Below are 12656 nucleotides of genomic sequence, written 5' to 3'. Positions count from 1 at the left end.
GAAATATTTCATTTCATCTTTTAGTATACAGCTTTATCCATATTAAATACGACCTTACACCTCTGCTTGTACTTCCTCAACAGTTTGCTCTACTTCCGATCGAGTCATTTTTTCTTTCCCGCTCTTCAGTGCTTTTAGTGTTTTGTGTGCAAGTGCAAGAGGTAGTTTGCAGAATAACAATATACTTTTACTGTCGATACTCTTGACATACTCATCAGCTTGAGCTAAATTACTTTCCGCATACTCGAACATATCCGCTCTTGTCCAACCTTCTGGGAAGAATTGTACACCTCGTTCGCTATCTTCATCTTTGTTTCGCAATATATTCACTGCTTGGAGTCCTCGTCCATATGCAATTGCTAAATCACGGTCTGTGTCAATGTCTGCGCTCCACTTCCATAAATCCGAAAGCATCACTCCCACAAGACCAGCTACGTAGTAGGTATACTCATCGAGGTCTTCTTTCGTCTTCACTTGCCAGTTCTTACCTACCCATTTAGCCATTCCTTCTGCCATCTCACTCGTTGAATCTTTTACTTTTTCTACTAAATCATCCGGGCAAATTTCTAGCCAGTCGCCAAGTCTTAACGATACAGGTGGAAGAATTTCCTGAAATGGTTCAACTAGCTGTTCATATAGCTTCTTATCAAACCCATTTTTAAGCATCTTGCTAGTAGCAAGTAACAGTTCTTGTTTCTCTTGTGCACCTAATGACTCATGATCTTCAATCTCATCTATCGCACGCATACATAAATAAGCAGAGGCAACCGCCTTTTTCAGTTTAGATTCTAAAAAAGTAATTGGAATATAAAAAGTTCTACTTGTTTTCTTTAGCATGTCCATCGCTTCTTTTTGTAACTTTGCTACATCATGCACGACTAGTCCTCCGTTTCAATGATTCACGTTAAATCCTATATACTCTATTGTATAGGATTTTTACTAAAAGATAAAATGACTCCCATTTTGATGAGTACAATGCTAAAAGCCACAGTAGCTTTATTCAGCTGTTTCCTTAAAAACTGGCTTTTGTTTCTTCCAAAACAATGAAATTACAAAGCTAATCGCTAGTATGACCATTGCTAATACATATGGATAATCAATATGCACGTCAAACAGTATACCTGCAATACTTGGACCAATAATATTACCTATACTCGTAAACGTAGAGTTTAGTCCTCCAACAAAGCCTTGATCATTACCAGCAATTTTGGATAGATAAGTTGTCAGCGCTGGTCTCATTAAGTCGAACAGCAAGAAAATCACAAAAGTTACGAGCAATATAGACCAGTAGGCAGAAACCTTTATCATGGCAAAAATGAAAATCGTTGATACACCTATACAAATTTGAATCAACCGAATTTCTCCTATTTTACCTACAATACGATCGAAAGTTAGCACTTGGAATATAATTCCTAGAACACCACTTACCGTAATGATTAGCGCAATATCCTTTGGTGTAAATCCGTATTTGTGATCTACAAAAAGCGAATATACTGTTTCAAAGGCCGCTAAGCCAAAGCTAGATACTAAAATGATAATCATCGGTATCAAATAAATTGGTTCCAATACTTTACGAAAACGTGGTTTAACTGGTTCTCCTTCGCTTTCTATATGAGCTCTTTCAGGCTCCTTCAAAATAATAAGTGAAAATACTCCACCTAAAATTCCAAGACCTGCAGCAACAAAAAAGGGAAGTCTCGTTCCATGTTCCGCTAAGAATCCGCCGATTCCTGGCCCGATGATAAATCCAGCACTGATTGCTGCAGCCACATAGCCCATCGCTTTTGGCCTTTCCCTTAAGGTAGTAACATCGGCAACAAAAGCCGTTACAGCTGGCATGATGAATGCCGCACTAATTCCTCCCAATATTCTAGACATATACAATACCTTCACATCTTGTCCAAGACCGAAGAGCATTTCCGATGCCCCAAATATGAACATACCAATGACAATCATCTTTTTACGACCAATCGAATCTACCCATCTACCTGCAATTGGAGAGACTAACAACTGTGCAAATGCAAAAGCCGCAACTAAATAGCCCATCGTAGAGCCTTCTAAGCTCATCTCACGCATTAATGTTGGCATCACTGGAATAATTAATCCTATACCTAAAAATACAATAAACAAATTTACTAAAACTAGATAAATTACTTTATTTAAACCACTTTTTTGCGAACCCATCTTTAAAACTCCTTATAATTCTTACTCAGCATATAAATAAAAATAAACCCTATAGTAACTATAGGGTCAAGTAGTTTGAATAGGTATTTTGAGTTCTACTAAAAATTCATCTTCCTTGGAAGCCGAATAATTTATCGGCATCCACACGTCATATACAATGGGATCTATTACTACTTGGTGTTTCTCTATATAGTCGATTAACTTTTGGTAGCATTCCACATATTCATTGTCTTCCAAAACAAATGAAATGCTAAGGTATTCTCCAGCAGGTAACACACTAATTTCCACATCTTCATATTTTTCTTCAAAATCCTTATCCGTTACGATATATGCAAAAAAATAATCATAGTTTATATCATTTAAAAATTCATATTTTTGGAAGGAAAACGCTCCACCATACAATGTATCAAATATGCTACCTTCATCTTCTAACACTTTACTAATACGACCAAACTCCCTATTTGGAATATCATCGACCTTCATATTATAGGTTTTAATCTTCACTATTTTTTGTGCCGGTAAGTTCTTTTTGCTAACCGTCATCATATTTGGTTCCAGCACGAAAGATTGTATTTGCTCTTTTTTGCGCTGTAATACCCGCTTCGTATTATGGAGCCTTTGAAATTGTTCCTCAATTCTTTTCTCTTGGGTTTCTAAATATATAACTAGTTCTTCAGGCTTTAACTTTAAGACTGATTTAACCTCTTCTAGCGATAATCCAAGGTACTTTAATGATTTAATAATGTCTAAATAATATAATTGCGTATTTTGATAATACCTATAATTATTGCTCGTATTTATCTCGAAAGGTTTAAACAAATTAATCTGATCATAGTATCGTAAAGTTTGAACCGATATATTGCTTAGCTTTGCTACTTCCCCTATCGTTAAGTAATGAACTTTCAAAATCATTTCCTCCGTTTATTAAGCTCTAATAAAAGCTATCCTATTTAATCTAGGATAGCTTTCATTTATATACTATTCAATTCCTTGAATCGTTACCTCTTTTACTGGCAAGAAAAGTTCTCCTGTATTTAAGAAAGTTACTTGTACTTTATCTCCTTCTTGCATATAAACGGCAAGGGGAGCAACTTCGGAAGATACGATATAACTTTGTTTGTCATCTAATAGGAACGATACTTGCGTAAAGTCGCCTACACGTTCTTTAAATACACGTACAACCGTACCAGTTATCGATTTCTCTTCTGCATCGGAGCTACCATCTACCGAACTTCCACCACGTTGAATAGCTGTTTTATATAGTTTTAGCGCTTCATTTGGCGTATTTCCGTAAACAGATATCTCAGGATTTGCTGCTGATACTATAAAGTAATTTTGCAAGAACCCATTAGAGTCTAACACTGGTGTTAACCAACTAGCTTCTCCGTAAAAATTGTACAATACGGGCATCTCGCCAGACCATTTTTTCTCAATGAATTTCTTTTCGATAATTTGTAATGCCCCTTGAGAATCCATATATGAGTCTTCTAGATTTCCTGTATAAAACGTAGCCTCGCCTGTTCTACCATCGGTTAATGAGTAACCAAGCATCGAGTCTACTCCCTCTTTTGGACTCGTAAAGTCTGTGAAGTAATACATTTGTCCGTCTTCTCCGAAGATTGGACTAACATTTGCTTCTGTTCCTTCATCTGATGGTAATCTCACATCTTTTTTACCAAATAGACTATTGATAAATCCATGTATATAGTTACCAAAATAACTATTTTGTAGACTCACCGTTTCAGGTGATACAGCGCCGTCTATAAATGCCGGGACATCTGCAATTTTATAGGAATCCGTCTGTCCTGTAGCAGGATCTACCGCAACGATACCTTTTACCTCAAATCCATTTCGTGCTGAGATGAAGCTACCGTAAGATCTGATGTAATATGGTTTTCCTTCCTCGTCAATTTCTAACTGAGGTGCACCGTAGAAAATTTTAGTTGGATGTTTCATACGCATATGTCTTTCCAAATTTTTATGGAAGTAAGAAGACGGTGTATAGCTCATTTCTGCTTCTACAAATTTTGGATTATCCGATGAATCTGTTGCACTCATTGTAAAATAACCCGGTGTTACGTCTCCATTCCACCATTTGAATAGTCCAGAAAATTCTACTGGAGCAATATATACGTACTCATCTTTTACCTTTTGAATTTGTAAATTACCTAATTCATAATAGCTTGTATTTGGTACTTGACCAAAAGCTTTTTTCATTTTATTGCGTGCAAATTTTGGTGGTACACTAGCAGGTGTCTTCGTTTCATCAAATGCTTCAATTTCCACCTCTTGTTTCATTTCTGCTACTTTAAATTTTTCATCAGCATTCCAAAAAGGCGCCGTCAGCATGAAAATTGCGATTACTAAGCTTCCTAAAAACAGAATACCTTTTGCTTTTTGCTCTTTTCCTTTAGCTAACAACATTCCTGCTAATGTTGTAATAACTAGTAACGGCCATAACGCTGTCCAATTACGATCTAAGTTCGTTACATAATATATAATCGCTAGTACGATAAAAGTTAATATAGACAGACCAATAATGGAAGTTACCATATCTTTTCTTTTAGCTGTTAACGGAACAACTAATAATGCGGTAATTATAGCTGCAACTGCCGAAATAATAAATACACTGGTCATTTTCTCAATCCCTCTCTTTTTTGTTCATAGTTATTTTACGGACGAGATGGGAAATGGTTTCAAAAAAGACGCTAGAGTAGCAACCAACTTGCACTAGCTCCCTAAGTATTTGCTATAACTGGACAATTTATTTCCTTTTCTTTAACACCCTTTTTCAACGATATAAGTACTAATGACAAAGAAACCATTAATATCCCACTTAGCACGATAAAACAATAAACGATGAGGTCTGAGGACACCATTTCAGTAAATAGTGCTAATAAGAGAATTCTGATTAAAAGACCTAATGTACGAAACAAACTATCTACTCTCCCTATTATATTGTTGGGAATATGATCCATTAAGAAAGAGTTTCTAGCAACCCTTGTGCTACTATTACCTATTGCCAAAAATAACATAAGGGATAGGTATACAGGTAAATCCACGAAGACTATTAAGGATATGGCTATCGTATATACCAATATCCCAAAAACGATCGTCTTTTCATTTCCAAACTTACTGGATAATGTCGGTACGAAAACACCAGCAATTACTGCTCCTATTGCGTAGATCATTCCTTCAATTCCATAAACACTCGCATCTGCCTCAAGTACATCCACTAAATAGACAGGAAATAAGTAATTTGTAAGCATCACTCCGATAAAAGGCATGAAAGAAAACAATAAAAATATAAATACAGCAGGACGAGCCAACATATACCTAATTCCTTCACTTACCTGTGATTTAACAACCTCCGTTTTTATAGTTGGTAATCTCACATACGGTAACTTCAAATAAAAGAAAATAGCAGCACCATAAGATATCGTATTTAGTAACAGAATATAATGCAGTTCCCATTTCATCAACAAGATACTAGCTAAACCACCCGCAATCATACTAGATAGTTGTCCCTGGACTTCCATCGTTCCATTTAATGATTTATAATGATCCTTCGTAAATATCTCTTGATTTAGAGCAAACATCGTCGGATAAAAAATAGTGTAATACAAACTACCAATCATATAGATAATCGTATAATGCCAAATTTCATATGGTAAACCCATAAAGCCTAGCAGAGAAAATATAAACAGTAGAACAAAACATACGATTTCACTAACAATTAGTAATTTCTTTCGAGATACTTTATCCACTAGATTCCCTATAAATGGTGTGAGGATAAAACTCAGTATCGTCATACCAATTGTTATAATTCCAAAAACCTTATTCCCATCATCACTTGATACAAGCATCCATGGTATCGCAATCATCGTTATTCCCGAACCAATAGAAGAAGCAATATTAGCTGATATAATGAGTCGAAAGCGGGAGTCTTTATATAAGTTTTTCATTTGAAACACCCCTTAACTTATTCTTATTATTTCACTATAATTGAAAATTCTGCTATTTGGTTCAGCCATTGGTCTTGAGTCTTCCTCATACATTTGACGGAAGCAACTGATAGATTGTAAATAGCTTTTCGTGAATTAATCATATTGTATACAGAAAAAACCACTCAGTGAGATTAATCACTAAGTGGTTTGGATTTAAATATATGTCCCTTTTTCTTCATAGTTTACATACCATTTGTTTTCTTTTTGAAAAATAGCTGTACCAATCCAACCATCCGCAATAACCTGCTGCTGTTTCTCAATCGCATCCATAGGAATTTCTAATAACTTTTCTCCACTGGCACGATTCACATGAATTTTTTTATAAAATACGTATCGCAGCATGCCTCCGTATTTCTTTTTTAAGGCGCCTATTACCATTCCTTGGCTAAGTTTGTCTTTTAAGCTAGGAATATTAAATGGTGCAACTGTTGCACATACATGTGTATAAGTTGAAGCGTCTAGGATTTCCATAATGATAACGCCAAGTTTCTTTTGCATACCAAATCCTCGATAATCTGGGTGAACATTCGTAATTTCCTGATAAACGACCTTCCCCAGTTTCTCCGAGGACAGACCAATATCAATACCTAGATGATCATCATCCATTGGTGGTAACGCCAAAGCTCTAAATGCGATTAACTTATTGTTTACAAATGCTCCAATCATTAAGTTATGTGCTATGGAGTACTCATATTCTTCTTTTGTTAGTGGAGAGAGGAAATTATCATTTTCCATCGTTTGTAAAACTATTTTCTGTAAACGTAAAATGCTATCCATATGATCGGGCTTTAACTTACGAACAATATATTCTTTCTCTCCAAGTTTACCTTTCCATTCCTTCATGTGAACACTTCCTCTTACATTGTTACTTTTGTGGAGAACTCAGTTAACTCCTTTAGTATTTCTTCATCTATATCAATTCCTAGTCCAGGGCGTTCATTTAACTGTATAAATGGAACATCGTAGTGTAAGTTCCCAACATCCTTAGAGAATTTTAAAGGACCAGTTAGTTCTACACTAGTAAATACTTTTTTAGAAAATGCAACGTGGAATCCTGCTGAAGATCCAATAGAAGATTCAACCATGGAACCGATTTGGCAATCGATACCTGCCATTTCCGCCATATGAGCTAATTTCATCGCTGGGTAAATCCCACCGCACTTCATCAGTTTAATATTCACTTTATGCGCTGCCTGTTTTTCGATTAGCTCACGCATATCACGAAAGTTTCGTAAGCCTTCGTCCATCATCAGAGGAGTACTCGTTTTAGCCTTCACTTCTACCATTCCATTGAAGTCATCCGCTACTACCGGTTGCTCTAACCAATCTAGTCCTTCCTTTTCTAACTTTTGCATAGCCATAATGGTAGTAGCACTATTTTTCCAACCCTGATTCACATCTACACGAATGGCAACCTCTTCTCCAACTTTAGCCCGTACTGCCTGAATACGTTTTACATCAACCTGTACGTCTGTCCCGACCTTCATTTTAAAAGAGGAATACCCTTCTTCTATCCTTCTCTCAGCTTCTTCTGCCATATCATCTGGTTTTCCAATACTTAAAACATGTGTGACAGGGAACTTTTCGTGGTAACGCCCCCCTAGTAATTGGTAAACAGGAACACCAAGTTTTTTTCCTGCTAAATCGTAGCAAGCAATGTCTATGGCTGCTTTTGCTGCAGGAGCCAGATAAACGGCCTTGTCCATTTTTTCATGTAATCGTTCAAACTCCATAGGATTTTCTCCAATAATAGCTGGTGCTAATGTAGATTTCAGTAATGCATATGTACTTTCCCAAGTTTCCCCTGTCACATGCTCATCTGCAACTGCTTCTCCGTATCCTACTAAACCTGTATCTGTCGTTAGCTTAACAATAATAGATGGCATATCTTCGTAGGTATGATAACTTATTATAAATGGATCTATTAAAGGTAATCTAATTGCGTAAATATCTATTTCTTTAATTTTCATTATAAATTCCTACTTTCTTTACATCATGAATGTAATTCGATATAGTTGTCGTTAAATAGTCGTTAAAAACCTAAAAAAGAGGTGACCCAATGATTACACGCATTGCTGTACTAGGATCGGCCAATTTCATCAAACGTTTAAGAAGTTTTGAACATGAACTTCCATCCATTAAAATGGATTATTATACATATAATATACCTTCTGATGCAAAAGATATAGTATCAATTATAAAACCTTGTGATGCCGTATTTTTTTCAGGATCATTTCCATTTTACTACGCGCAAGAGTCTGTTTTAAAACTACCAATTCCATCTTTTTATTTGAAACAAGATGAAAGCGTTATCACTACTACTCTACTATCACTTAGCTTTACTCATCCAACTGCCATACATAAATTATCAATTGACATAATCGATCCAGCAAGTGCAATGAGTGTTTTAGAGGATATTGGGCAGTTCAATGAAACACCCTTTTTGATGAAAATTGATACCTCCTTTGACTTAGAGGAAATAGTAGCATTCCATACAAACTTGCAGAAAAATGGATCCTCCTTATTAGCCATAACTAGTATTCACGCAGTTTATCAAAGATTAAGGGACAACGGTTTGTCTGTCGTTCGAATGATTGATCCAAAAAGCTCTATCATTAAGGGATTAGAGGATACAAAATCACTTGCCCTTCTATACAAAAGTCAGTCAGCCAAAATAGCCATTGGTTATATACAAACAAGTAAAAGTCAGGCCATTTCAGAACACAAAGTAAAACAGATTGCAGCAGCTATTCAAGCTAACACCGTAAAAGAAGCAGACAATTTATATAGCTTATTTTCAACTCAAGGTAATGTGGAAGAAGCTTTAAACAATAATTCCATGATTAATTCCTGGTTGAGTTCATCTTCTTCACCCATTAAAATCGCTTTCGGCTATGGAAAAACAGTTATAGAAGCTACTCAAAATGCAAAGGACGCCCTATCTTATACTACTGATAATACAGCTTACTTATTAACGGATTCCAAGGAATTACTCGGACCGTTTCCGAACAGCAATAGACAGGTAGAACTGAAAAATAGTGATCCACTACTTGTGCAAATAGCGAAACAAACAACATTAAGCCCAGCAAACTTGTCCAAAGTAGTAAAGTTTAGTCGTCTAAGAAAGTCCACCGAGTTTACTGCATATGATCTAGAAGTCTATTTACAAGTTAGTAGAAGAACCACTGAGCGTATCTTAAAAAAACTTACAGATCATGGATATGCATATATCATAGGGGAAGAGATGACTTATCAACAAGGCCGACCACGCGCTATATACGAGCTAAACTTTCCAACCTACAGCTAGAAACTCGACATCTGCATTGCAATATCAATCAATATCTTTTAATAGAATTTCTATGAAAAACCTGGAAAAAGATTCCCGGTCCTTTAAGAACAAAATTATTATTTCCGGAGTGCTTTGGACAGACAGATTTATTTCTATTTGATTACCAGGTTACTTTTCTTGAAGCTAATCATGACTATCATCATGACCGATATTTCTTTTCGGTAAATTTATAGCGTTTGCCTTCCATCAAAAAAGGGAGTTCTAATAAGAACTCCCTTTTTATATTCAATGCTAGCACATTTTCGAATTATGCTTCTGCAGTTTCTTTACTCAATATTTCTAACTTCTCAGCCTCTGATATTTTTTGAATCGTAAAGCCAGTCATGGCATAGATAATAGAAATAATTGGTACGATAAAGTTTAAAACGGCAAATGCTGCATACTCCGCTACCCCAACACCTAATGTCGCTAAGATAAACACTCCACACGTATTCCAAGGAACAAAGACCGAAGTAAGTGTACCTCCATCTTCTAAAGCCCGTGATAGGTTTTTAGAATGTAATCCCATTTTTGTGTATGACTTTGAAAACATACGAGCTGGCACAACGATAGAAATGTATTGCTCTGAGCAAGTTGCATTCGTCGCGAAACATGCAACAATTGTAGATGCGATAAGCGATCCTGCTGATTTAGCAAATTTTAAGATTTGACTCATAATGGATTGAAGCATTCCTGAGTATTCCAGTATCCCACCGAAAGTCATCGCAACAATCGTCATGGAAACTGTATACATCATCGAATCTAAGCCACCACGGTTAAACAATTCGTCTACCATCGCATTCCCAGTATCGATTACATACCCACTTTGTAATGCTCCAACTGCATCTGCAACATTGCCGCCTTGGATAAGTATTTGAGATAAAAAGCCCAATAAAATCCCAACAAGCAATGCTGGTATAGCTGGTACTTTAAGCGCAACTAATACTATTACTGCAAGTGGAACTAGTAATAACCATGGCGAAATGACGAAGCTTTGATCTAACATGGATATTGTTTGGTTAATACCTTCTTGGTCGATATTACTAGATTTATATCTATTTCCAAGGAAAGCATATACACCAAGAGCTATTAGAATTCCTGGTATTGTCGTATATAACATATGTTTAATATGTACAAAAAGATCTGTGCCCGTTAATCCGGCAGCAAGGTTTGTCGTATCAGATAATGGCGACATCTTGTCCCCAAAGTAAGCTCCTGAAATTACAGCTCCAGCAATCATTCCAGCCGGAATTCCCATACTAAGACCAATTCCCATTCCTGCAACACCAATAGTTCCCATAGTAGACCATGAACTACCGATGGCTAGAGAAACAATGGCGCAAATTACACATATTGTCACTAAGAAGAAAGCAGGAGTAATAATTTTCAAACCATAAAAAATCATTGTAGCGACTACTCCTCCACCAATCCAAGCACCAATGATTAGTCCTACCAAAATAATAATAACTACTGCTGGTAATGCTAATTTTATACCTTTGTACATCATTTCCTCAATATCAGACCATTTAAATCCATGCTTCCATGCAACAATTGCTGCAACTGTGGTTCCAACGATTAATGGAATATGGGGCCCCTGATCTAATTTAATAATTGTTATAATCATCGTCAGTATCATAATAACTAATGGTGTAAGAGCCCAAAGTAAAGACATCTCTTTTTTATTTACTACTTTTTTTTCTGGCAAAATATTTCCCCCTTACAACTTTGAGACAATTCTAAATTGACGTTTAATAGTCGTTAATAGAGTAATATTAAATCGAAACTAAACACTAGTCAATACTATTTTGCACTATTTGAAAGCGTTTTCTCTATTACTTTTGCACCTATTATTAATGCATCTTTGTTAAAGGTCATATTGGGGTGATGTAATCCTGGTGTCAAATCCGCACCAATACCAATCATTGCGGCTTTTACTTCTGGATGTCTAATAGTATAAAAGTGGAAATCATCGCTTCCTGAAGTAATTACTTCTTCTGCTAAATTTTCCATACCTATAACTTCCATTATCGCTTGTTTTGAAATTGCTGCGGCCTCCTTCGATACTTCAGCACCTGGTGTAATATCTTGAAATTCCCACTCGATCTTTATATCAAATAATTGTTGAATTGTATTCAAGTCTTTATCTATCTGATCTTTTAGTTGAAACAAAACACTATTACTCGCTGCTCTCACATCGATAGAAAACGTAGCATTTCCCGGAATGATATTCGCATTTTCTCCGCCTGCTTGAATTTTTGTTAGCTTCGCAGAATATGATTCGAATGGGGAAAAGTAAATGTTTTTCAATGCTTGATGAATGGCCATTACTACATCAATGGCATTATTGCCTTGATGAGGTCTAGCGCCATGTGCATCTATTCCTTTTATCTTACCTTCTACAAATAATGCCGCACCATGGTGTATAGCTGGTGAAACTTTTCCAAAAGGAAGTTCCTCAATTGGTCGTAAATGCACACCAAATAGATGTGTTACATCCGTCAAGGCCCCACGGTCAATCATCGAATTTGCTCCATTACCTTTCTCTTCTGCCGGTTGAAAGATGAAGCGGATTCGTTTATTCAACTTTTTATCCTTTAGTAACAATAATGCTCCCAACACCATAGACATATTGGCATCATGTCCACAGGAATGATTGGCACGTAACTCTCCATCCACTTCTTGCCAGAGAGCATCAATATCAGCTCGAACCGCAATTACTTCTGACCCTTCCCCGATTTCCGCTAGCAATCCAGTTACATCATCAAATCTACGATAGGAAATACCCAAACTATCCAGAATTTCCGCAAGTTTATTCGTCGTTTCATATTCCTTCCAGCTCACTTCTGGATATTGATGAAAGTGGTTAAACCACTGTAAAATTTGAGATTCTACTTGCACTTCAACTACACTCCTTTTCACCTTATAATTTATCCTATGATTTCACAAACTCGTCCTATTTGTCCATCTGTTAAGCGAACTTTTATGCCATGCGGATGAAAGGAAGAATTCGTCAATAAATCTTTTACGATCCCTTTCGTTTTCTCTCCTGATCGTTGATCTTTTTTTAATACGATATACACTTCTATGCCAGGTTTAACGTCTTTTCTATTCTGTCCATTCATTTGGATTCACCTCTT

Annotated in this window: 11 protein-coding genes; 1 reads left to right on the top strand and 10 read right to left on the bottom strand. The window is 36.3% G+C overall.

Annotated features, from left to right (window positions below; all coding sequences use genetic code 11):
• Positions 1-54: 54 nt before the first annotated feature.
• The 7 genes from MHI47_RS00780 to MHI47_RS00750 form a co-directional block, all read right to left on the bottom strand.
• A complete protein-coding gene (locus MHI47_RS00780; protein ID WP_340829029.1) occupies positions 55-876 on the bottom strand; it encodes a phytoene/squalene synthase family protein in 822 nt (273 codons plus the stop codon).
• Positions 877-996: 120 nt separating this feature from the next.
• Positions 997-2184, bottom strand: a complete 1188-nt coding sequence (locus MHI47_RS00775; protein WP_340761128.1) for an MFS transporter — start codon at positions 2182-2184, stop codon at positions 997-999.
• Between the two features lie 66 nt (positions 2185-2250).
• Complete coding sequence (locus MHI47_RS00770; protein WP_340767914.1) at positions 2251-3090, bottom strand: MerR family transcriptional regulator; 840 nt, start codon at positions 3088-3090, stop codon at positions 2251-2253.
• A gap of 72 nt (positions 3091-3162) precedes the next feature.
• On the bottom strand, positions 3163-4821 hold the full coding sequence (locus tag MHI47_RS00765; protein ID WP_340767913.1) for a hypothetical protein: 1659 nt from the start codon (positions 4819-4821) through the stop codon (positions 3163-3165).
• Positions 4822-4922: 101 nt separating this feature from the next.
• A complete protein-coding gene (locus MHI47_RS00760; protein ID WP_340829028.1) occupies positions 4923-6149 on the bottom strand; it encodes an MFS transporter in 1227 nt (408 codons plus the stop codon).
• Positions 6150-6344: 195 nt separating this feature from the next.
• On the bottom strand, positions 6345-7034 hold the full coding sequence (locus tag MHI47_RS00755; protein WP_340829027.1) for a GNAT family N-acetyltransferase: 690 nt from the start codon (positions 7032-7034) through the stop codon (positions 6345-6347).
• A 14-nt stretch (positions 7035-7048) separates the two neighbouring features.
• Positions 7049-8161: a mandelate racemase/muconate lactonizing enzyme family protein gene (locus MHI47_RS00750; RefSeq protein WP_340829025.1), complete on the bottom strand. Its 1113-nt coding sequence runs from the start codon at positions 8159-8161 to the stop codon at positions 7049-7051.
• 89 nt (positions 8162-8250) lie between these two features.
• On the opposite strand from MHI47_RS00750, the gene MHI47_RS00745 reads away from it, so the two are divergent.
• Positions 8251-9498 carry a hypothetical protein gene (locus MHI47_RS00745; protein ID WP_340829023.1) on the top strand — a complete coding sequence of 416 codons (1248 nt, stop codon included), beginning with the start codon at positions 8251-8253 and terminating at the stop codon, positions 9496-9498.
• Positions 9499-9787: 289 nt separating this feature from the next.
• On the opposite strand, the gene nhaC is transcribed toward MHI47_RS00745, so the two are convergent.
• From nhaC to MHI47_RS00730, 3 genes are all read right to left on the bottom strand, one after another.
• Positions 9788-11191 carry a Na+/H+ antiporter NhaC gene (gene nhaC, locus MHI47_RS00740; RefSeq protein ID WP_340764327.1) on the bottom strand — a complete coding sequence of 468 codons (1404 nt, stop codon included), beginning with the start codon at positions 11189-11191 and terminating at the stop codon, positions 9788-9790.
• 128 nt (positions 11192-11319) lie between these two features.
• A complete protein-coding gene (locus MHI47_RS00735) occupies positions 11320-12417 on the bottom strand; it encodes an amidohydrolase (protein WP_093536626.1) in 1098 nt (365 codons plus the stop codon).
• Between the two features lie 29 nt (positions 12418-12446).
• Positions 12447-12641, bottom strand: coding sequence for a YwbE family protein (locus MHI47_RS00730; RefSeq protein WP_093536628.1), 195 nt, complete (start codon positions 12639-12641; stop codon positions 12447-12449).
• Positions 12642-12656: the final 15 nt, after the last annotated feature.

Origin of the sequence: Psychrobacillus sp. FSL H8-0487 (assembly GCF_038008385.1) — a bacterium.
In the GTDB taxonomy this organism is placed as follows: Bacteria; Bacillota; Bacilli; order Bacillales_A; family Planococcaceae; genus Psychrobacillus; species Psychrobacillus psychrotolerans.
Note: the sequence above shows the minus strand (reverse complement) of the source record. Positions and strands in the feature narration are given on the sequence as shown.

Bases quoted from the DNA above. Each gene is read 5' to 3' on its own strand.
- MHI47_RS00775 (WP_340761128.1), bottom strand. From the start codon at position 2,184: ATGGGTTCGCAAAAAAGTGGTTTAAATAAAGTAATTTATCTAGTTTTA.
- MHI47_RS00765 (WP_340767913.1), bottom strand. From the start codon at position 4,821: ATGACCAGTGTATTTATTATTTCGGCAGTTGCAGCTATAATTACCGCA.
- MHI47_RS00760 (WP_340829028.1), bottom strand. From the start codon at position 6,149: ATGAAAAACTTATATAAAGACTCCCGCTTTCGACTCATTATATCAGCT.
- MHI47_RS00755 (WP_340829027.1), bottom strand. From the start codon at position 7,034: ATGAAGGAATGGAAAGGTAAACTTGGAGAGAAAGAATATATTGTTCGT.
- MHI47_RS00750 (WP_340829025.1), bottom strand. From the start codon at position 8,161: ATGAAAATTAAAGAAATAGATATTTACGCAATTAGATTACCTTTAATA.
- MHI47_RS00745 (WP_340829023.1), top strand. From the start codon at position 8,251: ATGATTACACGCATTGCTGTACTAGGATCGGCCAATTTCATCAAACGT.
- nhaC (WP_340764327.1), bottom strand. From the start codon at position 11,191: ATGTCTTTACTTTGGGCTCTTACACCATTAGTTATTATGATACTGACG.
- MHI47_RS00730 (WP_093536628.1), bottom strand. From the start codon at position 12,641: ATGAATGGACAGAATAGAAAAGACGTTAAACCTGGCATAGAAGTGTAT.